13 protein-coding genes are annotated in these 21,498 nt (G+C 72.4%); 10 read left to right on the top strand and 3 right to left on the bottom strand.

The genetic code is table 11. From position 1 onward, the window contains the following. Positions 1–55: 55 nt before the first annotated feature. Positions 56–391, bottom strand: a complete 336-nt coding sequence (locus H4687_RS27920) for a WhiB family transcriptional regulator (protein ID WP_005481142.1) — start codon at positions 389–391, stop codon at positions 56–58. Between the two features lie 392 nt (positions 392–783). Between H4687_RS27920 and H4687_RS27925 the strand changes: the two genes are divergently transcribed. The 4 genes from H4687_RS27925 to H4687_RS27940 all read left to right on the top strand — a co-directional run bounded on the left by H4687_RS27925 (position 784) and on the right by H4687_RS27940 (position 5,157). Further along, positions 784–1,395 carry a response regulator transcription factor gene (locus tag H4687_RS27925; RefSeq protein WP_003948568.1) on the top strand — a complete coding sequence of 204 codons (612 nt, stop codon included), beginning with the start codon at positions 784–786 and terminating at the stop codon, positions 1,393–1,395. A 268-nt stretch (positions 1,396–1,663) separates the two neighbouring features. After that, complete coding sequence (locus H4687_RS27930) at positions 1,664–2,239, top strand: sigma-70 family RNA polymerase sigma factor (RefSeq protein ID WP_005481141.1); 576 nt, start codon at positions 1,664–1,666, stop codon at positions 2,237–2,239. A 176-nt stretch (positions 2,240–2,415) separates the two neighbouring features. After that, positions 2,416–3,918 (top strand): IMP dehydrogenase, encoded by a 1,503-nt coding sequence (gene guaB / locus H4687_RS27935; protein WP_005481140.1) that lies wholly within the window; start codon positions 2,416–2,418, stop codon positions 3,916–3,918. A gap of 114 nt (positions 3,919–4,032) precedes the next feature. Then, positions 4,033–5,157 carry a GuaB3 family IMP dehydrogenase-related protein gene (locus H4687_RS27940; protein WP_046915022.1) on the top strand — a complete coding sequence of 375 codons (1,125 nt, stop codon included), beginning with the start codon at positions 4,033–4,035 and terminating at the stop codon, positions 5,155–5,157. A gap of 554 nt (positions 5,158–5,711) precedes the next feature. Here the strand turns inward: H4687_RS27940 and H4687_RS27945 are convergent. Continuing rightward, positions 5,712–6,920, bottom strand: a complete 1,209-nt coding sequence (locus H4687_RS27945; protein ID WP_046915021.1) for a nucleotide sugar dehydrogenase — start codon at positions 6,918–6,920, stop codon at positions 5,712–5,714. 281 nt (positions 6,921–7,201) lie between these two features. On the opposite strand from H4687_RS27945, the gene H4687_RS27950 reads away from it, so the two are divergent. The 6 genes from H4687_RS27950 (at position 7,202) to H4687_RS27975 (ending at position 20,308) form a co-directional block, all read left to right on the top strand. Beyond that, entirely contained in the window at positions 7,202–8,908 is a 1,707-nt protein-coding gene (locus H4687_RS27950) for a glycerol-3-phosphate dehydrogenase/oxidase (protein ID WP_078907585.1), read from the top strand. A 204-nt stretch (positions 8,909–9,112) separates the two neighbouring features. Further along, positions 9,113–11,299, top strand: coding sequence for a serine/threonine-protein kinase (locus H4687_RS27955; protein ID WP_046915019.1), 2,187 nt, complete (start codon positions 9,113–9,115; stop codon positions 11,297–11,299). A gap of 389 nt (positions 11,300–11,688) precedes the next feature. Continuing rightward, positions 11,689–14,427, top strand: a complete 2,739-nt coding sequence (locus tag H4687_RS27960) for a protein kinase domain-containing protein (RefSeq protein WP_046917785.1) — start codon at positions 11,689–11,691, stop codon at positions 14,425–14,427. A 219-nt stretch (positions 14,428–14,646) separates the two neighbouring features. Continuing rightward, complete coding sequence (locus H4687_RS27965; RefSeq protein WP_046917784.1) at positions 14,647–16,443, top strand: serine/threonine-protein kinase; 1,797 nt, start codon at positions 14,647–14,649, stop codon at positions 16,441–16,443. Positions 16,444–16,575: 132 nt separating this feature from the next. Further along, positions 16,576–18,387: a serine/threonine-protein kinase gene (locus H4687_RS27970; RefSeq protein ID WP_050399463.1), complete on the top strand. Its 1,812-nt coding sequence runs from the start codon at positions 16,576–16,578 to the stop codon at positions 18,385–18,387. Between the two features lie 202 nt (positions 18,388–18,589). Beyond that, entirely contained in the window at positions 18,590–20,308 is a 1,719-nt protein-coding gene (locus tag H4687_RS27975) for a serine/threonine-protein kinase (protein ID WP_046917651.1), read from the top strand. A gap of 4 nt (positions 20,309–20,312) precedes the next feature. Here the strand turns inward: H4687_RS27975 and H4687_RS27980 are convergent, their stop codons facing one another. Then, the gene (locus tag H4687_RS27980) at positions 20,313–21,263 is read right to left on the bottom strand and encodes an alpha/beta hydrolase (RefSeq protein WP_050399464.1); all 951 of its coding nucleotides are present in this window, start codon (positions 21,261–21,263) and stop codon (positions 20,313–20,315) included. Positions 21,264–21,498: the final 235 nt, after the last annotated feature.

Raw genomic sequence — 21,498 nt, forward strand, 5'->3', positions numbered from 1 at the left:
CGGACGGTGGCGCCGGACGGTCCCGGGGCCGTCGCGATCCTAGAGAAACGTTCCTTCAGTCGTCCGAGGCGGTGTCGCCCCCCGGCGCCGACGCGGACGCCGTCACCAGCCGGTGGCGCGCCCTGCCCATGAGTTCCTCGCGCTCGTCCTCGGTCAGCCCGCCCCACACGCCGTACGGCTCGCGCACCGCGAGGGCGTGGGCCGCGCACTGGGCGCGGACGGGGCATCGCATGCAGACCTCCTTGGCCGAGTTCTCACGAGCACTCCGTGCCGCACCGCGTTCTCCTTCGGGGTGGAAGAAGAGTGAGCTGTCGACCCCGCGGCATGCCGCGAGGAGCTGCCAGTCCCACAGATCAGCGTTCGGTCCGGGAAGGCGGGAGAAATCTGCCATTACGTGTCCCCTTGTTGCCGTTATGGGCGGAGATGTTGCCCATGACCGTACATCGACTATCTAAGGAGATGAAAATATGACTCATTGCGAATCTAGCCTCAGACACCAAGAAATGGGAAGAAAAACGGCTGAATGGGGCATACGTTGTGATGAAACATTGAGGGTCCGTTGTGCATGTCTGCACCGTGTGCGCGCCCTCACGTAGAGTGCCGAAGGTAGCCGGCCATCCCGTAACTCTTTCGAGTGACCGTCGTTGAGACGGGCGGAGGCGGTTGAAGGAACAAGCGCTCGGGCAGGCGTTCGTGTCCGCTCGTGAGTGTCGACCGCACAGGTGACGATTTCGTACCAGCCTGGAGGCTCAAGGTGACGCGCATCAGCTGCGGAGGGCGGCCATGACATCCGTCCTCGTCTGCGACGACTCCCCGCTCGCCCGAGAGGCGCTGCGCCGCGCGGTGGCCACCGTGCCCGGCGTCGAGCGCGTGACCACGGCGGCCAACGGCGAGGAAGTCCTCCGCCGCTGGGGGGCCGACCGCTCGGATCTGATTCTGATGGACGTACGCATGCCCGGACTGGGCGGCGTCGAGACCGTACGGCGGCTGCTGTCCGCCGACCCCGGGGCGCGCATCATCATGCTCACCGTCGCCGAGGACCTGGACGGCGTGGCCCTCGCGGTCGCCGCCGGGGCACGGGGCTATCTGCACAAGGACGCCTCCCGCGCGGAACTGCGCGCCACGGTGACCCAGGCTCTCGCCGACCCGACCTGGCGGCTCGCCCCGCGCCGGCTGCGCTCCGCCGAGATGGGCGCCGCGCCCACGCTCACCGCGCGTGAGATCCAGGTCCTGGAGGGCATGAGCCACGGCCGTTCCAACGCCGAGATCGGTCGCGAGCTGTTCCTCTCCGAGGACACCGTCAAGACCCACGCCCGGCGCCTGTTCAAGAAGCTCGGCGCCTCGGACCGCGCGCACGCGGTGGCGCTCGGCTTCCGCTGGGGCCTGGTTCGCTAGGTGAGCCGCGACGGGGGTTCGGGAGACCCCGCCTGCCATGCGGCGGGCGGGGGCGCTTACCGCCTGGTGAGCGGGGTCGCGCGAGTGCCCGCTGCTCGTTTCGCCGCGGATGCCGCATCCTTGAGGTGTGGAGCTTCTCGGGGAGCAGTCGAACGAGCGGGAGGGGAGGGCGCAGGAGATGGATTCCGGCGCACCTGCTCATAACGCTTCGGTGCACAACCATGGACGTGGCGCCACGGACCGGACGGCCGCAAGGCACCATGGACCGATGCGTGACGACGAGACGACAGTGATCGGTGCGCTCGTGCATCGCGCCGTCGACGGGGACGAGCAGGCCACGCACGATCTGCTCGCCCATGTCCACCCCTTGGCGCTGCGCTACTGCCGCACCCGTCTGTCCCGGCTCCCGGGTGACGCGCGGCACTTCGTGGAGGACCTGGCGCAGGAGGTCTGCGTCGCCGTCCTCCTGGCCCTGCCGCGCTACAAGGACACCGGCCGGCCGTTCGAGGCGTTCGTCTTCGCCATCGCCGGCCACAAGGTCGCCGACCTCCAGCGCGCCGCGATGCGGCACCCCGGGTCGACGGCCGTCCCCTCGGACGAGATGCCCGAGCGCCCCGACGACTCGCTCGGTCCCGAGGAGCGCGCCCTGCTCAGCAGCGATGCCGAGTGGGCCAAGAAGCTCCTGGCCAACCTCCCCGAGAACCAGCGGGAGCTGCTGCTGCTGCGGATCGCGGTCGGGCTCACGGCCGAGGAGACCGGACAGATGCTGGGCATGTCACCGGGCGCTGTCCGGGTGGCCCAGCACCGTGCGCTGAGCAGGCTCCGGGCGCTGGCCGAGCAGTAGCGGTACGGCTCGCAGGGGCTCCCCGGCGGGCCGCGCGTGAACACGCGGGGTGCGTTCTTCGTATTCTCCGTACGAACATACGAAGCCCGGTATCACTTCGTACCGTGGAATGTGTGCCCCACGCTTCCCGTTAGCATGGACATCCGCACCGATCAAGGCCATTTGGGGAAGGTGTCATGACTGCCAACGTCGACGGAGTGCCCGGAAAATTCGCGACCCTCGGGCTCACCTACGACGACGTGCTGCTGCTGCCGGGCGCATCCGAGGTGCTCCCCAACGCGGTCGACACCTCGTCCCGCATCTCCCGCAACGTCCGTGTCAACATCCCGCTGCTCTCGGCGGCGATGGACAAGGTCACCGAGTCCCGCATGGCGATCGCGATGGCCCGCCAGGGCGGTGTCGGCGTACTGCACCGCAACCTCTCCGTCGAGGACCAGGTCAACCAGGTCGACCTCGTGAAGCGCTCCGAGTCCGGCATGGTCACGGACCCGATCACCGTGCACCCGGACGCCACGCTCGGCGAGGCCGACGCCCTGTGCGCCAAGTTCCGCATCAGCGGTGTGCCGGTGACCGACGGCAACAAGAAGCTGCTGGGCATCGTCACCAACCGCGACATGGCCTTCGAGACCGACCGCTCCCGTCAGGTGCGCGAGGTCATGACCCCGATGCCGCTGGTCACGGGTCAGGTGGGCATCTCCGGCGCGGACGCCATGGAGCTGCTGCGCCGCCACAAGATCGAGAAGCTTCCCCTGGTCGACGACGCGGGCATCCTCAAGGGCCTCATCACGGTCAAGGACTTCGTCAAGGCCGAGCAGTACCCGAACGCCGCCAAGGACTCCGAGGGCCGGCTGATCGTCGGTGCCGCCGTGGGCGCCAGCCCCGAGGCGCTGGAGCGCGCCCAGGCCCTCGCCGAGGCCGGTGTGGACTTCCTGGTCGTCGACACCTCGCACGGCCACAACAGCAACGCCCTGAGCTGGATGTCGAAGATCAAGTCGAGCGTCTCCGTCGACGTGATCGGCGGCAACGTCGCCACCCGCGACGGCGCCCAGGCCCTGATCGACGCCGGTGTCGACGGCATCAAGGTCGGCGTGGGTCCCGGCTCGATCTGTACGACCCGGGTGGTCGCCGGTATCGGTGTCCCGCAGGTCACCGCCATCTACGAAGCCTCGCTCGCCGCCCGCCCGGCCGGCGTCCCGCTCATCGGCGACGGCGGCCTGCAGTACTCCGGCGACATCGGCAAGGCGCTCGCCGCCGGCGCCGACACCGTGATGCTGGGCAGCCTCCTCGCGGGCTGCGAGGAGTCGCCCGGCGAGCTGCAGTTCATCAACGGCAAGCAGTTCAAGTCCTACCGGGGCATGGGCTCGCTCGGCGCGATGCAGTCCCGCGGCCAGGGCAGGTCGTACTCGAAGGACCGCTACTTCCAGGCCGAGGTCGCCGCCGACGACAAGCTCGTGCCCGAGGGCATCGAGGGCCAGGTGCCCTACCGCGGCCCGCTGGGCAACGTGCTGCACCAGCTCGTCGGCGGTCTGCGCCAGACCATGGGCTATGTGGGCGCGGCCACCATCGCGGAGATGGAGACCAAGGGCCGCTTCGTCCGGATCACCTCCGCGGGCCTCAAGGAGAGCCACCCCCACGACATCCAGATGACGGTCGAGGCGCCGAACTACAGCCGTAAGTAGCCGTACGTAGTCGCCAGGCTTCGCGAGGGCGGCCCCGGGGCATCCGGGGCCGCCCTCGTCGTGCCCGTCGGCGATACTGGTAGACGCTGAACGCATCAGGGAAAGGCCACAGACGTGACTGAGATCGAGATCGGGCGCGGCAAGCGCGGCCGCCGGGCGTACGCCTTCGACGACATCGCCGTCGTCCCCAGCCGCCGTACGCGGGACCCGAAGGAGGTCTCGATCACCTGGCAGATCGACGCCTACCGCTTCGAGCTGCCGTTCCTGGCCGCTCCCATGGACTCGGTCGTCTCCCCGGCCACCGCGATCCGCATCGGTGAGCTGGGCGGCCTCGGCGTCCTGAACCTCGAAGGTCTGTGGACCCGGTACGAGGACCCGCAGCCGCTGCTGGACGAGGTCACCGGCCTGCCCGACGAGGCCGCGACCCGCCGCCTCCAGGAGATCTACGCCGCTCCCATCAAGGAGGAGCTGATCGGGCAGCGCATCAAGGAGGTGCGCGACTCGGGTGTCGTGACCGCCGCCGCGCTCTCCCCGCAGCGCACGGCCCAGTTCTCCAAGGCCGTCGTGGACGCGGGCGTCGACATCTTCGTCATCCGTGGCACGACCGTGTCGGCGGAGCACGTCTCCGGCTCGCACGAGCCGCTGAACCTGAAGCAGTTCATCTACGAGCTGGACGTCCCCGTGATCGTCGGCGGCTGCGCCACCTACACGGCCGCCCTGCACCTGATGCGCACCGGTGCGGCCGGCGTCCTCGTCGGCTTCGGCGGCGGCGCGGCCCACACCACGCGCAACGTGCTGGGCATCCGGGTCCCGATGGCCACGTCGGTCGCCGATGTCGCCGCCGCCCGCCGGGACTACATGGACGAGTCCGGCGGCCGGTACGTGCACGTCATCGCCGACGGTGGTGTCGGCTGGTCCGGCGACATCCCCAAGGCGATCGCCTGCGGCGCGGACGCGGTGATGATGGGCTCCCCGCTGGCCCGCGCCACGGACGCGCCGGGCAAGGGCAACCACTGGGGCATGGAGGCGGTGAACGAGGAGCTGCCGCGGGGCAAGAAGGTCGACCTCGGGACCGTCGGCACGATCGAGGAGGTCCTCACCGGTCCCTCGCACACCCCCGACGGCTCCATGAACCTCTTCGGTGCGCTGCGGCGGGCGATGGCCACGACCGGGTACAGCGATCTGAAGGAGTTCCAGCGCGTCGAGGTGACGGTGGCGGACTCGCAGCACATGCGGTGACGCCGCGCTTGGCGTGAGCGGGGCTTGGGGCTCGGTTGCCTGAGGGCGACCGGGCCCTTTTGTGTGCCCAAGTGCGCTGGTGGGGGCGTGAGTTGTGGAGGTGGGGGCGCGTGGCGGTGTTCGGGGCGAATATGGGCCGAACGTGCGTAGCCGGGCGACAGCGTTCGTGCCCGGCGCCCCAGTTCGGCTGGGAGCCCCCTTCCAAGGACATGGTCCGGACCCCGCCCTCGGGGCCCGGCCCGATTCCGACGGACCGCCTACCGGGTCAATGGGTGGTGTCGTGGAAGGGGGGCGCCCATGGGACGTCACCGCAAGCCCACCCGCTGGGACCGAGTCCGTCTTCGGATGGTGAAGTGCCGGAGGAGGTGGATCTTGAGGCTTCTCGGATGGTGAGCGGCCGCCCCCATACGGACTAGGGGCGGACACTCCGTGAACCATCCAGGAGCCTGGCGCAGTGACCGCTGCGGTGGGCTCCACCTGTTTCCGTACGCTACCGGGGTGGGGCGGTGTCTGCCACCAGCTCCGGAGGCCGTGGCTGTGCCGTGCGCCCCCTCTCACAACCTGTGCGCCGCCCCTGTGGGCGTGGCCCCCCGCGTGTCCAGCAGCAGTTGCGCCTTCACCGACAGGCCCTGGAGGTCGTACGTGCGGTGTTGCTGGAGCAGGATCGTCAGGTCGGCGTCGGCGGTGGCCTCGTAGAGGGAGTCGGCGCGGGGGATGGGGCGGTCGAGGACGCTCCAGGTGGGGACGTGCGGGTCGTGGTAGCTGACGTGGGCGCCGAGTTCGATGAGACGGCGGGCGATCTCGTCGGCGGGGGTGCCCTGTTGGTCGGGGACGTCGGGCTTGTAGGTGATGCCCAGCAGGAGGACGCGGGCGCCCCGGGCCGACTTGCCGTGTTCGTTGAGGAGCGTGGCGGCGCGCTGGACGACGTACTGGGGCATGCGGTTGTTGACGCGCTGGGCCAGTTCGACCATGCGGAGCGAGCCAGGGGCGTGGCCCGAGAGGTCCTGGGGGAGGGCGTGGCCGCCGACACCGGGGCCGGGGCGGAAGGCCTGGAAGCCGAAGGGCTTGGTCTCGGCGCAGCGGATGACGTCCCAGAGGTCGACGTTGAGGTCGTGGCAGAGGGCGGCCATCTCGTTGACCAGGGCGATGTTGACGTGGCGGTAGTTGGTCTCCAGGAGGTGGACCGTCTCTGCCTCGCGCAGGCCACGCGCGCGTACCACCTTGTCGGTGAGGCGGCCGTAGAAGGCGGCGGCCGACTCCGTGCAGGCGGGGGTGAGGCCGCCGATCACCTTGGGGGTGTTGGCGGGGCCGAAGTCGCGGTTGCCCGGGTCCACGCGCGCGGGGGAGTAGGCGAGGTGGAAGTCGCGGCCGGCGCGCAGGCCGGAGCCTTCTTCGAGGAGGGGGCGCAGGAGATCCCCGGTGGTGCCCGGGGGAACCGGGGACTCCAGGATGACCGTGGTGTGCGGGCGCAGCCGGGCGGCCAGCGTGCGGGCGGCCTCCTCGACCTGCGTGAGGTCGAGCGAGCCGTCGGCGCCGAGGGGGGTGGGCGCGCAGATGACCGCCGTACGGACGCGGCCGAGTTCGGCGGGGCTGGTGGTGGGCTTGAAGCCGCGGGCGAGCATGCGGCGCAGTTCGCCGGGGGTGAGGGAGCCGGAGTCGGGGCCGGTGCGGTAACCGAGCGTGGGGATGCCGGCGGCGACGGCGGCCTGGGCCAGCGGCAGCCCCAACTGGCCGAGTCCGATGACGGCGAGATCTGCGGGCATGGCGTGGGCCGTCCTTCCCAATAACCGAAGCGGGACAGACGCGCAAGCCCTGTGGACTGGACGAGCGAGCGCAATGTCACACTAGGCGTAAATATGACCGATATGCGGGATTGGAGAGTTGTTTTTCTGTGCGCGTCCTGCGGAGTTATCCACAGGCTGCGGGCGGGTGGTGGCCGAAGTCGGGCAGGGCGGTCAGAATTTTGGGCAGGGGGACATGTACCGGGTCTCGTCCGAGAGGTAGGGACAGGTGAGACCGGCGCGACCGACAGCAGGAGGCAGCGGTGAGGACAGCGGCACTGGGACCGGCGCAGCGCGCCGAGTCACTGGCGGGTATGGCCGAGCGCGAGCTGGACGTGCTGGTCGTGGGTGGTGGCGTGGTCGGTGCGGGCACGGCCCTGGACGCCGTGACCCGCGGCCTGTCCACGGGCCTGGTCGAGGCACGTGACTGGGCGTCGGGCACGTCCAGCCGGTCCAGCAAACTGATTCACGGCGGTCTGCGCTATCTGGAGATGCTCGACTTCGCCCTCGTGCGCGAGGCCTTGAAGGAGCGGGGGCTGCTGCTGGAGCGGCTCGCACCCCATCTGGTGAAGCCCGTGCCGTTCCTCTATCCCTTGCAGCACAAGGGCTGGGAGCGGTGGTACGCGGGTTCGGGCGTCGCGCTGTACGACGGGATGTCGATGGCGCGCGGGCACGGGCGGGGGCTGCCGGTCCACCGTCATCTGACCCGCGGTCACGCCCTGCGCGTCGCGCCCTGTCTGAAGAAGGACGCGCTGGTCGGCGCGTTGCAGTACTACGACGCCCAGATGGACGACGCCCGCTATGTGGCCACGATGGTGCGCACGGCCGCGTCGTACGGGGCGAAGGTCGCCAACCGCGCGCGGGTGACCGGGTTCCTGCGCGAGGGCGAGCGCGTGGTCGGGGCCAGGGTGCAGGACGTCGAGGCCGGCGGGGAGTACGAGATCCGCGCCCGGCAGGTCGTGAACGCCACCGGGGTGTGGACCGACGACACCCAGGCGATGGTGGGTGAACGGGGCCAGTTCCACGTACGGGCCTCCAAAGGCATCCATCTGGTCGTACCCAAGGACCGGATCCACTCCACGACCGGGCTGATCCTGCGGACCGAGAAGTCCGTGCTGTTCGTGATCCCCTGGGGGCGGCACTGGATCGTGGGGACGACCGACACCGACTGGGACCTCGACAAGGCGCATCCGGCGGCCTCCAGCGCGGACATCGACTATCTGCTGGAGCATGTGAACTCGGTCCTCGCCGTGCCGCTGACCAGGGACGACGTGCAGGGGGTCTATGCCGGGCTGCGGCCCTTGCTCGCCGGGGAGTCGGACGCCACCAGCAAGCTCTCGCGCGAGCACATCGTGGCGCATCCGGTGCCGGGGCTGGTGGTCGTGGCCGGCGGCAAGTACACGACGTACCGGGTCATGGCCAAGGACGCGGTGGACGCGGCCGTGCACGGGCTGGACCAGCGGGTCGCGGAGTGCGTCACCGAGGACGTGCCGCTGCTGGGCGCGGAGGGATACCGGGCGCTGTGGAACGCGCGGGCGCGGATCGCGGCGCGTACCGGGCTGCACGTGGTGCGGGTGGAGCACCTGCTGAACCGGTACGGGTCGGCGACCGAGGAGGTGCTCGAACTGATCGCGGCCGACCCGTCGATGGGCGAACCGCTGCACGCGGCCGACGACTATCTGCGGGCCGAGGTGGTGTACGCGGCCTCGCACGAGGGGGCGCGGCACCTCGACGACGTGCTGACGCGGCGGACGCGGATCTCGATCGAGACCTTCGACCGCGGGACACGCAGCGCGCGGGAGGCGGCGGAGCTGATGGCACCGGTGCTCGGGTGGGACAAGGACCAGATCGAGCGGGAGGTCCAGCACTACGAGAAGAGGGTGGAGGCGGAGCGGGAGTCGCAGCGGCAGCCGGACGATCTGACGGCGGACGCGGCCCGGTTGGGGGCGCCGGACATCGTGCCGCTGTAGGCGCGCGCGGCCGGGGCCGCGGGGGACGGCGGCCGGTGTCCGCCCCTCGCCGGGCCCCGTCGGTCCCCGTCCGCCCCCGTACCCGTGCGCCTCTGAAGCCCTCTCAGCCGCCGCCGTGGCTGGTTGAGGGGGCCCTGGGCGTGGGGCGGTTGGCGGGTGGGTGACAATGGAGGCTCTGTCAGGGCGGGTTGTATGAGGGGACGCATGTCGGAGGCGGAGCGGGCTGGGGAATCCCGTCAGGACAAGGACGCACGTCTCCTCGCCGGGCGGTACCGGCTGGGAGGGGTGCTCGGTCGCGGCGGTATGGGCACGGTGTGGCGTGCCATGGACGAGACGTTGGGCCGTACGGTCGCCGTCAAGGAGCTGAGGTTCCCGTCGAGCATCGACGCGGACGAGAAACGGCGCCTGATCACGCGCACCCTGCGCGAGGCGAAGGCGATCGCGCGGATCCGCAACAACGCCGCGGTGACGGTCTTCGACGTCGTGCACGAGGACGACCGTCCGTGGATCGTGATGGAACTCGTCGAGGGCAAGTCGCTCGCCGAGGCCATCCGTGAGGACGGCGTGCTCGAACCGAAACGGGCCGCCGAGGTGGGGCTCGCCATTCTCGACGTGCTGCGCGCCGCGCACCGCGAGGGCATCCTGCACCGGGACGTGAAGCCGTCGAACGTGCTCATCGACAAGCACGACGGCCGGGTCGTCCTCACCGACTTCGGAATCGCACAGGTCGAGGGCGACCCCTCCATCACCTCGACCGGCATGCTCGTGGGCGCGCCCTCGTACATCTCGCCGGAGCGGGCCCGCGGTCACAAGCCCGGCCCCGCGGCGGACCTGTGGTCGCTCGGCGGTCTGCTCTACGCGGCGGTCGAGGGGGTGCCGCCCTACGACAAGGGGTCGGCCATAGCGACGCTGACCGCGGTGATGACCGAGCCGGTGCCGGAGCCCAAGCGCGCCGGCCCCCTGAAGGACGTCATCTTCGGGCTGCTGACCAAGGACCCCGAGCGGCGGCTCGACGACGCCGGTGCGCGGGCGATGCTCAACACCGTGATCCACGCGCCCGATCCGAAGGACGTCGATCCGGTGGACGCGACGCGGGTCGTGCCGCTGCCGCCGGTGCCGGAGGAGCGCCCGAAGAAGGGTGGTTCCGCGGGCGCCGGGGCCAAGGAGAGCGGCGGCGAGCGGCCGCGGGCGCCTCGGTGGTCCATGCGGAAGGGCTCGTCGGGTGCCGCTGCCGCCGGTGCCGGTGTGGCGCGCGGTGTCGGTGGTGGCGCCTCGGGTGGGACGTCCGGCGGGCGCTCCGGCAAGGCTTCGGGTGGGGCGGGTGCCGTGTCTCCGGCCGCGTCCTCGGCGGCGGTGACGACGAGGTCCGCGTCCGTCGGGGTGGCGTCGGGTGCCGATGCCACGAGGACCGGCGGCGGCTCGGGGCGGACCCCGGGCGGGTCGGGGGCCGCGGTGCCGGGGCCGCGTGCGGCCGGCGCGAGCGCGGGCGACGGTGCGGGGAACTCCGTGTCGGCGAAGCGGACTTCCGGGTGGCCCCAGGTGCCGCCGCCGGATCTGCCGCCGCGGCCGGTGCCCCGGGCGCCGATCACGGACGTGGTGTCGCGGCGGACCCTGGCCGTCATCGCCGTGGCCGTGGTGCTGGTCGTCCTCGGGACCGTCCTCGCCCTCACCCTCGGCAACGACGACGGCGGTTCCGACAACAGCAAGGGCGCCGGCACCAAGGCGGTCGCGTCCGGCGGAGCGGCGTCGGGGAGCGACGCCGACGGCAAGGACGCGGACACCAAGGACGACAAGGGCGGCAAGGAAGCGGACAAGGGGAAGGACAAGGGGTCCGACCCCAGTCCGGACGGTGACACGACGGACAAGGCCGGCCGTTCGGGCGGCTCCGGGGGCAGTTCGCCGAACCCCACGGGCGGGTCGAACGGATCCGTGGGCGAGGGCGGCTCCGGCTCGGGCACCCTCGCGACCGAGACGTACAAGAGCGGTCAGGGGTTCTCGATCGGGCTGCCCGACGGGTGGAAGTACCAGTCGACGGACGCCGCGGGCGCCCGCTTCTCCGGCCCCGACGGGCAGCGGCTGCTCGTCGGCTGGACGAGCACGCCGAAGACGGACCCGGTCGCGGACTGGAAGACCCAGGAGCAGTACATGGTCCGCTCGCAGTACAAGCGGATCCGAATAGAGGCGGTGAACTACCGGGGCTGGAACGCGGCCGACTGGGAGTTCACCTACGTGGAGAGCGGGACGAAGTACCGGTCGATCGACCGCGGTTTCGTCGTCGACTCCCGGCAGGGCTACGCGCTGATGTACACCGCGAAGGCGTCCAAGTGGAGCGGTGAGCTGCGTAAAGACACGTGGCGGACGTTCACGAAGACGTTCAAGCCGAAGTCGTGAGGCGCCGGGTGCCCCGCCCGTGACGGTGTGCGCGGGGGCGTGCGCGGGTGGGGCGTTGTGCGCCGGTGCGTTCGGAGCCGGGGCCGTGTGCGGTTTCGTGCCTCAGCTCGGGGTGCCGTACGGGGGCGTGCGGGGCTCGGGGCCGGGGGTGGGCCTCCCCGAGGTGACCTCGGCTTCGGCACTTGTGCCCGCCTGGTGAGTTCGGGGGCGCCGCTTCCGGGGAAGATCGGATGCGTTCGAGCACATTCGAGACGAACGAGATATCGCATCGAGTCAATGTGAGTTGCCTCCGGCACGTATCGTGTAGGGCTGCGGACCGTACGCATCAAGAGCGGAACGGGACACAAGGCGAACGGAATTGACCAACCGGGCGGCCGGGGGAGGGCGTTGTGGACGCATACGCGGGGCGCGTGCTCGCCGACCGCTATCGCCTGCCGCTGCCGCCCTCCGACGAGTACGAACCCGCCTCGGAGCTCCGCGCCTTCGACACCTACAGCGGACAGGAAGTCCTGGTCCGGCAGGTGCCGTTGCCCGAGGTCGTCGAGGCGGAGATGCTTGACGCGGACGGGCTGCCCGAAGGCTACGTGGCGCGGGACGGCGCAGGAGGCCGGGGTGCGGGGCGGGCCACGCGCCGCTCCGCGGACCCCGCCGTACGACGGGCCATCGAGGCGGCGCAGGCCGCCGCCCAGATCCCCGACCACCCACGGCTCGACCAGGTCTTCGACGTGTTCGCCGAGGGCGGCTCGTTGTGGATAGTGAGCGAACTGGTGCCCGCGCGGCCCCTCGCCGCACTGCTCGCGGACCAGCCGCTGACCCCGTACCGGGCGGCCGAGATCGCCTCCGACGTGCTCACCGCGCTGCGGGCGCTGCACGCCCACGGCTGGATCCACCGGAACATCACCGCCCGTACGGTGCTGATCTGCGACGACGGCCGGGTGATGCTGACCGGGCTGGCGACGGGGGCGGCCGAAGAGGCGTTGTGCGGGTACGACCCGGTACCCGTGCGGGAGTTCGAGGACACGCCCCCCGGGGCTCCCGGCGGTGGCGGGGGAGTGCCTGCCGTGGGACCCGCCGGGGGGCAGGTCGCGCGCCGTGACCCGGTGCCGCCCGAGGGACTTCCCGCGGCGCGCAGGGCGTCGGCGCCCGGGGGCACCGGCGCGAGTACGTTCGGCGGCGCCCGCGCCGGCGTGCCCGGGGGCGCCGTCGAGGACCCCGAGGCCGCGCGGCGGGCGGCGATAGAGGCACGGGCGGGAAGTACGACGGCCCCGGGCGACCCCTCCGGGGGGCAGCGCGCGCTGGAGGCGGGCGGGGACGCCCGAGCGGCGCGGGCGGGCGCGATCGCCGCGTACCGTGCGGGCGCGCGGGCCGCGGCCCGGGTGCAGGACGACCAACGGGGCGTTCCGGGCACGGGGTTGCCCGCGCAGCGGCCGGCGCCGCAGGACACCGCGGCGACGGGACCGGGGCGCGACGGCGACCCTGCCTCCGGTGCGGGGACACGACCGGTGCCGCTGGGCCAGATCGCCGACCCCTACGGAGTCCTCGCGAACGGCGGCGCCACGAGCGCCTGGCACGGTGCCGCACCACGCGGCACGACGGCCGCGCCCGGCGGCAACGGCCGGGTGGTCCCGGCCGCCGGGAACTCCTCGCCGTACGCCTCTAGTTCGCTCGGCGGAGCCCCGGCCGTGGGCGGTCGGGCCGACGACACCTTCGACGGCGGCGACACCGGCACGCACCTGGTGCTCGGCGGGCACGCCGACTCCGTGCGGGACACGGCCGGCCCGTATCCCGGGGGCACCGAGGACAGCGTCGCCTGGGACGGCGTGGGCGGTGGGGCCGCTGCCCGGCGGGGCCCCGCGACCGCGCTCGCCGCCGAGCGGGCGCGTCAGGCGCGGATGGCGGTCGTCGGGCCCGTCACGGAGCGGTGGGCGCCGGAGCAGGCCGGGCCGGTGCACGAGAACTGGCAGCTGGCGGCGCCGATCGGGCCGTCGACGGATCTGTGGGCGCTCGGGGCACTGCTGTTCCGGGCCGTGCAGGGTCACGCGCCGTACCCGGAGGAGAACACCGCCGAACTGGTGCAGCTGGTGTGCGCGGAACCGCCCGCGTTCGCCGAGGAGTGCGGGCCGCTGCGACCGGTCGTGGAGTCCCTGCTGCGCCAGGACCCCACCGAGCGGCTGGACTTCGAGGAGCTGCGCGGTTGGCTGCGTTCGCTGGTGCGGTCGGCGCCCGAGCCCGAGGCCGGTGCGCATGTCGTGCCGACGCCCCCCGTGGACGCGAGCCGGCTGCCGATCGTACGGCGACGCGGGGAACTGGTCCGCAGGCGCCGCGCCGGGCTGCCCGCGACGAGTGCGCACGCGCGCCACAAGCGCACCCGTCAGAAAGCTCCGCAGCCCCGCAAACTGGGCCGGAACCTGCTCCTGCTCATCCTGCTCGCGCTGGTGGCGGCCCTCACGTACGCCGTGGTCTTCATGCCGAAGGCCGCGCCGGGCAGCGAGGGCAGCGACACGGGCACCCGTACGGACAGTGCCGGGCAGGGGAGTTCGGTGCCCACGGCGAGCGACGAGCCCCGGCCCGACCGGAACTCCAACTCCCCCGACGGCGGGGAGAAGGACCAGGACAAGGCGAGCCCGTCGCAGTCGTCCGGATCGACGCAGACGCAGACCGGTGATCCCGAGGTCGCCCAGGGGTTCACCCTGCGCAAGGACCCCGAGGGGTTCCAGGTCGCCGTCGCCAGCGGGTGGGACCGCAGCGGCAAGAACGGGCGCGGTCAGATCGTGTACACCCAGGGCGACTTCGAGCTGATACTCGTGCCGGGGCGGGACAGCAGGGCGACGTACGGCGGCGATCCGCTGAAGTACCAGCGGGAGGACGAGCGCGAGCTGCAGCCCTTCCGTGACTCGTCCTGGGCCACCTCCACCGGGATGCGGCTGATCGAGGTCGGCGGTGTGTCCTCGGCCGAGGGGCAGTTCACCTGGCAGGACTCCGAGGGGCGCGGCGTCTACGTACGGAATCTCGCGATTCTCCTCGACGGGCGGTACCACGTGGTGCAGTTGCGCGGGCCGGAGGCGGAGCGGGACGAGGTCACACGGCTGTACGAGCAGGCGGCGGCCACCTACAAGGTGACCGGATAGCGGCTCCCCGGGCGGCCGAACGGGCTCCGCGCGCGGCCGAACCGGCTCCTCGGGCGGGCGGACGGGTGCTTGGTCGGGCGGGCTCCGGAAGGTTGCGCTCCGGTGGCGGAAGCGAGAACCGTCACAGTGCTGTCCCTGTGCGGCCCCGCCGGTTCCCCGGGGCGCGAGCCGCTCCCTAATGTGACCCTGTCAAGAACATTGCGGGGCAACGTGAATCAGATGCAGGGGCTGCTCCTCGCGGAGCGCTACCGGCTGGTCGACACGATCGGCAGCGGGGGCATGGGACGGGTCTGGCGTGCGCACGATGAGGTGCTGCACCGGGCCGTCGCGATCAAGGAGTTGACGGCCGCGCTCTACGTCTCGGAGAGCGACCAGGCCGTGCTGCTGCAACGGACCCGGGCGGAGGCGCGCGCGGCGGCACGGATCAACCACTCGGCCGTCGTCACCGTGCACGACGTGCTGGAGCACGACAACCGGCCGTGGATCGTCATGGAGCTGGTCGAAGGCGTCTCCCTGGCCGACGCGGTCAAGGAGCGGGGGCGTGTCGAGGCACGGGAGGCGGCGCGGATCGGGATGTGGGTGCTGCGCGCGCTGGGCGCAGCCCACCGGGCCGGCGTCCTGCACCGCGATGTGAAGCCGGGCAACGTCCTGCTCGCCGAGGACGGCCGGGTCCTGCTGACCGACTTCGGTATCGCGCAGGTCGAGGGCGACACGACCATCACCCGCACCGGCGAGATCGTCGGATCCGTCGACTACATCGCACCCGAGCGGGTGCGCGGACACGACCCCGGGCCCGCCTCCGACCTGTGGTCGCTGGGCGCCACGCTGTACACGGCGGTCGAGGGCAAGTCGCCCTTCCGGCGCACCACTCCGCTCACCACGATGCAGGCCGTGGTGGGCGAGGAGGCCGCCGAACCCACGGCGGCCGGGCCGTTGGGGCCCGTCATCACCGCGCTGCTGTGCAAGGACCCGGCCGTACGGCCCCCCGCCGACGAGATCGAGCAGATGCTCGCCGAGGCGGCGGAGGGGCGGCGGCCCCGGGTGGCGCAGGCGTATGTGCCGACCCGGCAGCAGTCGGGGGGCGCGGGGGGCGCGGTGCGCGACGCGGGTGGAGCCGCCCTCGCACCGGACGGTGCGGAGGGCGGGGGCACGCGTGGTGCACAGGGCGCGCCCGGCGCGCCCGGCACTCCCGGTTCGGATACGGGTGGTGGTGCACGGGTGCCGGGGCGTCCCACCGTGGGTGCGGGCTCCGCCGGGGGGCACGTGCCCGCCGCCGGAGGCCACCTGCCTGCCGCCGGAGGCCACCTTCCCGCCGCCGGGGGCTTCGGCACACCGGCCACCCCGATGGCCATGGGCGTCCCGCCCGCGCCGGCCGCCCCCGCCCCGACGTCCACCACCGGGCGGCGCGGCCGGGGTCGTACGGTCGTGGCCGCGATCCTGCTGGCCGCGCTGCTCGGCGGTGGCGGTGCCGTCGCGATGCACTACGCCGACACCTGGCGCGCGGGGAGCGGCTCCACGGCCGGAGCGAACGGCGCGGGCGAGGCGGACGACGGCGTGCCCGAGGGGTGGGAACGGGTCGAGGACCCGGAGGGTTTCAGCCTCGCCCTGCCCAAGGGGTGGAAGCGGCAGGTGATGGGCACGCAGATCGACTACACCCCCGACGACCGTGAGCACTTCCTGCGGATCGCCGTGGACGACGCGCCGGACTTCGACAGCCCGTACCACCACCAGCTCGACCTGGAGGAGCAGCTGAGAACGGCGCGGCCCGAGTACCGGCAGGTGCGTCTGGAGGAGAACGTCTTCCGCGACCGGCCGGGCGCCCTGTGGGACTTCACCTGGACCGCGCCGGCGAAGGACACGAAGTTCCCCGGGCCGCGCCGGGCGATCGAGCAGATGTACCTCTCCCGGGACGGCGTCGAGTACACGATCTACATGTCCGCGCCCGCCGGGGACTGGAACACGGCGAAGGAGCAGTTCTACACGGTGCTGCGCAGCTGGCGGCCGTCGCAGAAGTGAGGCGGGGTCGAGCGGTCCCGCGGCGTGCGTGAGCCTCGCACGCGGCGCTCACGGGTCGCGCGTACGTCGCTTGTCGGCCAGGCCGTCCCGCGGCACCGGAGGGTTTCGGTCCGGTGCGGCATGATGGGGCGTATGGGGACCGAGGGGGAGAACGTCCGTCTCATAGCCGGCCGCTACCGGCTGGAGGCCAGGATCGGCCGCGGCGGTATGGGGATCGTGTGGCGCGCCACCGACCAGCTCCTCGGTCGGCAGGTGGCGGTCAAGGAGCTGGCCCTCGACGACTCGCTCCCCGAGGATCGGTCCCGGCAGCGGCGCGAGCGCACCCTGCGGGAGGCGCGGGCGGTCGCCCGGCTCGGGCACCCGCACATCATCGTCGTGCACGACGTCGTCGAGCAGGACGAACGCCCGTACATCGTCATGGAGTTGATCAACGGCAGCTCGCTCGCGGAGCGTATCGAGGCCGAGGGGCCCGTGGACGCGCGCGAGGCCGCGCGGATCGGGATCGCCCTGCTGGGCGCGCTGCGGCGGGCGCACGACGCCGGGGTGCTGCACCGCGACCTCAAACCGGCGAACGTCCTGATGGAGACCGGCACCGATCGGGTCGTCCTCACCGACTTCGGCATCGCCCAGGTCGCCGGCGCGACCACGCTCACCGAGAGCGGGTCCTTCGTCGGCTCGCCCGAATACACCGCGCCGGAGCGGATGTCCGGAACCCGGACCGGACCGGAGTCCGACCTGTGGTCGCTGGGCGCGCTGCTGTGTGCCGTGCTCAGCGGGGAATCGCCGTTCCGGCGGGACTCGTTGGGCGGCATCCTGCACGCGGTGGTCGTCGACGAGATCCGGCCGCCCGCGCAGGCCACGCCGCTCCTCCCCGTCGTGCGGGGGCTGCTGGAGCGCGACCCGGACCGGCGGCTCGACGCGGCGGAGGCGGAACGGCTGCTGCGGGCCTTCCGGGAGACCGGCCGGACTCCGAGGACGACCAAGGCCCCGCGGACGTCGGCCGGTTACACCCCGACCCGGCGGGACGTGCCGCGCCCCGGGCGGGACGCGCAGAGGAGGGCCGCGGCCGGGCACGCCGCCCAGGACGGGCCGGCGGCGGGCGGACCGTCGCCGTCGGGGCCGCCCCCGCCCGGCGCCCCCGAGGCGTCCCCGCGGGAGCAGCCCGCGCAGCAGCGGCAACCGCAGTCCGCCCGGACCGTGCTGGTCGCGGCCGCGCTGGTGGCGGCGATGGCCGGGGCGGGCGTCTCGGCGGCGGCGCTGCTGATGCGGGACGGGGGCGGCGGGGGAGGCGGCGGCACGCCGAGCAGTTCGGCACCGGGGACGCCGGAGGAGTCGCGTACGACGGGTGCGCCGGCCACCTCGGGCGGGCCCGGCGCGTCCGGCGGCACGTCCGACACGTCCGGCACGTCCGGCACGCCCGGTACGTCGACGGACGACACGCCGGGCACGTCGTCCGACGCCACGCCCACGGTGACGCGCTCGCGGGCGGCGACCGCGCCGACCGTGCCCTCGGGGTACCGGCTCGCCGAGGACGAGCGGGGCTTCAGCCTCGCCGTGCCGGACGACTTCACACGGGACCCGCAGGGGGAGCGGGTCTTCTACATGTCGCCGGGGGAGGTGATCCGTATCGGCGTCAAGCTCGACGACCCGCAGGAGGGCGGACCGGCCGGCGTGATGCGGCGCGCCCACGAGAAGGGGTCCTCGACGAATCCCGGCTACCGCGACGGCAGGGTCACCGAGACCACGCACGGCGGGCGCCCCGCCGCGCTCTGGGAGTTCACCTGGGACGGCTTCAGCGCGACGGAGGGGCCCCGGCACACCTACGACCTGTGCTGGGAGCAGGACGGGCGGCTGTACGACGTGTGGGTGTCGGCGCCGGTCGGGAAGGTGAGCGAGGCGAAGGAGTACTTCGACGTGGCGGTGGACACGTTCGTACGCGGCTGAGCGCGCCGGTATGCGACTGGGCGTCCCGGTACGCGGCTGAGCGCGCCGCCCCCCAGCGTGGCCGGGCGGTGTCCTCGTACGCGGGCGGCCAGTATGTCCGTTCGCGTCAAACCGGACATATGTGGCGTTCCGCGTCACGGGTCTGTGACCGGAAAGCGACGGGGGTGGATGCCGACGCGCTCGCCGCGATACAGATGAGCGTATGAGCAGCAACGGGGGCGCCCCTTACGGATCCGGCTACGGGTCGGACGAGCCGACGAGTTTCGGACTGCAACCGCCGCAGCCGAGCGTGCCGTACCCGGGCAACCCGTATGCGCAGCCGACGGGAGTGGTGGCACAGCCGGCGCCGTCGGCACCGGTACAGCCGTCGGTGCAGCCACCGGTACAGTCTGCGCCCCCCTCGCAACCCCCGCAGGACCCCGGCACCGGGCGCCTGATCGCGGGGCGCTACCGGCTGCTCGCCAAGCTCGGTCATGGCGGCATGGGCACGGTGTGGCGGGCGAAGGACGAGACGGTGGATCGTGAGGTCGCCGTCAAGGAGCCTCGCGTACCGGACCATCTTCCCGAGCGTGAACGGGCCAACGCCTTCGAGCGCATGCGCCGTGAGGCCCGTGCGGCGGCCCGGCTCGACCATCCGTCGGTCGTGAACGTGCATGACGTGGCGGTCGTGGACGGCCAGCCGTGGATCGTGATGGAACTCGTCCGGGGACGTTCGCTGGGCGACGCGCTCCAGGAGGGCACCCTCGGGGTGCGGGACGCGGCGAGAATCGGCCTCGACGTGCTCGGCGCGCTGGAGGCGGCGCACGCGGCGGGCATCCTGCACCGGGACGTCAAGCCGGACAACGTCCTCCTCGGCCGCCACGACCGGGTCGTCCTCACCGACTTCGGCATCGCCCAGATCGAGGGCGAGACGAACCTGACGGACACCGGGGGCATCGTCGGCTCGCCCGAGTACATCGCTCCCGAACGGGTGCTGGGCCAGCGGCCCGGCCCCGCCTCGGACCTCTGGTCGCTCGGCGTCGTCCTCTACGCCGCCACCGAGGGCGTGTCGCCGTTCCGGCGCAGCAACACGCCGGCGACCCTGCAGTCCGTCCTCAACGCCACGCCGGCGGCGCCCGCCTCGGCCACCGGCCCGCTCGCCGAGGCCATCAACGGCCTGCTGCAGAAGGATCCGGCGCGCCGCCCGTCCGCCGCCCGCGTCCGTGAGCTGCTGGAGGCGGCCGCGAACCCGCCGGCGCCCGCGCCCACCCGGCCCATTCCGCAGGTCGCCGGGACCCCGGCCGGTGACTTTCGGGGCATCCGGGTCGGCGCCAAGACCCTGACCGGGCTCGGCGCGGTGGTCGTCGCGGCGGCGGTGACGGCGTACCTGGTGATCGCCGACCCCTTCGCGGGGCCCCTGCCGGACGGCTGGAAGCAGCGGGACCTCGGTGCGAAGGTCGCCGCGAGCGTGGGCGTGCCCGGGGACTTCGTGAAGGACACGTTCGAGCCGGACGCCACGGACGGCACCTTCGCGCAGTACAGCGACCCCAGCGGGCTGATCCGGATCAACGTCGACCGGGACATCAAGAAGGACGACAAGGACAACGAGATCCCGGGCAACGCGCTGGACAAGGCGTACGCCGACTGGGAAGTGGTCAAGGACGGCGAGTACGGCCTGGACATCGCCGACACGCCGACGCCGAAGGGGCGGCCGCAGGAAGCCCGGTTCGAGGACCGGGACGCCGCCGAGAACACCATCGTGTACACGACCACGGACACCCGGGCCCCGCGCCTGCGTGAGGCGCGGGTTCTGTACTACAAGGCGCGCAACGGCGACGTCTACCGGGTCTGGATCGACTATCCGGGCAAGGGGCACTTCACCGGGCAGGGCCGCGAGATCGCGCGTACGGTCCTCGCGAACCTGGAGTTCAAGCACACGTAGGCGCTCAGTACGTCCTCTCGGCGATCCACGCCATGACCCGCTCGGCCACCTTCGGATCGTCCAGCAGCGCCGCGCCGTGCGCCGAACCGGGCACCGTCTTCACCGTCACCCCGTTGGCGGGCATGTTGTGGTCCCTCTCCTCGGCCGCTTCGAGGTCGAGCGAGGGCTCGACGGGTGCGGCGTCACCCTTGGAGTGGACCAGGTACATGGGGGCGTCGTCGGCACCGGAGGCCCGGCTCTTGGCCGCCATGTCGTTCCAGGTCTCCCGGCAGTCGGGGGGCGTGGACGCGGTGTCGGGGGCCTTCGCCGGCGCCCGCGTGTCCGAGCCTGTGTCCGGCTTCCCCTCCGGGGAGCAGCGCGCCAGAATCACGGCGTTGTCGCGGAGCCTGCGCTGCCGGTCCGTCGCGGTGGCGGCGTTGCCGTCCCGCCAGGCGCGGTACGGGGCGACCACGGGGGACAGCCCCACCACGCCGTCGAGACCGTGCACACCGGACCGGTACGTCGCCACGCTGGTCGCGATCTGGCCCCCGGAGGAGGAACCCAGGAGCACCATCCGGTTGACGTCGAGGTCGAAGTCGGCGGCGTGGTCGCGGATCCAGCCGAGCGCGGAGAGGGCGTCGGTCCGCTGGGCCGGCCAGGGGGCGTCGTGGTTCAGGCGGTAGTCGACGGCGAAGACGGCGTACCCGGCGTCCGCGAAGGTGCGCGACCAGGTGGCCCAGCCGGTGTCCTCGTGCCAGTACCCGCCGTGCAGGATCACGAGGCCAGGCTGCCTGCCGTCCCGCTCCTCACCGGCGGCGTTCCAGTAGGCGTCGAGGGTCTGCCGGGTGTGCGAACCGTAGGAGTACGTGGCCTCGTGGCGGCCGGCCGCCACGCTGTCGCGCGTGTCGGAGATGAGGAGCGCCGCGACCGCCGCGGCGCTAAGGAACAGACAACCCCAGAGGCGACGCACGGTCACCAGCCCTTCGCATACGACCCGACGGCAGGCGTCCGTTGTCCCCGGGACCGGGATCCGATCGAGGTGTCCGCGTCCGGTCGAGGCGTCCGCGTCCGCTCGTGGCGCGAGGTGTCCACTCGGGGAGCGCCCACACGGCCTGCTCGCGTGCGCACCCGGACTATAGGCGGCGGGCTCGAACAATTGCCAAGCGGGGTACGGGGGTTACGGCGAAATGCCCGCTGTCGAAAACAATGGT

Origin of the sequence: Streptomyces stelliscabiei (assembly GCF_014873495.1) — a bacterium.
Classification (GTDB): Bacteria; Actinomycetota; Actinomycetes; order Streptomycetales; family Streptomycetaceae; genus Streptomyces; species Streptomyces bottropensis.

What these genes read in the sequence shown, in the direction of transcription:
- H4687_RS27945 (WP_046915021.1), bottom strand. Translation starts at nt 6,920, where the DNA reads ATGCCCGCAGATCTCGCCGTCATCGGACTCGGCCAGTTGGGGCTGCCG.
- guaB (WP_005481140.1), top strand. Translation starts at nt 2,416, where the DNA reads ATGACTGCCAACGTCGACGGAGTGCCCGGAAAATTCGCGACCCTCGGG.
- H4687_RS27965 (WP_046917784.1), top strand. Translation starts at nt 14,647, where the DNA reads ATGCAGGGGCTGCTCCTCGCGGAGCGCTACCGGCTGGTCGACACGATC.
- H4687_RS27925 (WP_003948568.1), top strand. Translation starts at nt 784, where the DNA reads ATGACATCCGTCCTCGTCTGCGACGACTCCCCGCTCGCCCGAGAGGCG.
- H4687_RS27970 (WP_050399463.1), top strand. Translation starts at nt 16,576, where the DNA reads ATGGGGACCGAGGGGGAGAACGTCCGTCTCATAGCCGGCCGCTACCGG.
- H4687_RS27920 (WP_005481142.1), bottom strand. Translation starts at nt 391, where the DNA reads ATGGCAGATTTCTCCCGCCTTCCCGGACCGAACGCTGATCTGTGGGAC.
- H4687_RS27975 (WP_046917651.1), top strand. Translation starts at nt 18,590, where the DNA reads ATGAGCAGCAACGGGGGCGCCCCTTACGGATCCGGCTACGGGTCGGAC.
- H4687_RS27930 (WP_005481141.1), top strand. Translation starts at nt 1,664, where the DNA reads ATGCGTGACGACGAGACGACAGTGATCGGTGCGCTCGTGCATCGCGCC.
- H4687_RS27955 (WP_046915019.1), top strand. Translation starts at nt 9,113, where the DNA reads ATGTCGGAGGCGGAGCGGGCTGGGGAATCCCGTCAGGACAAGGACGCA.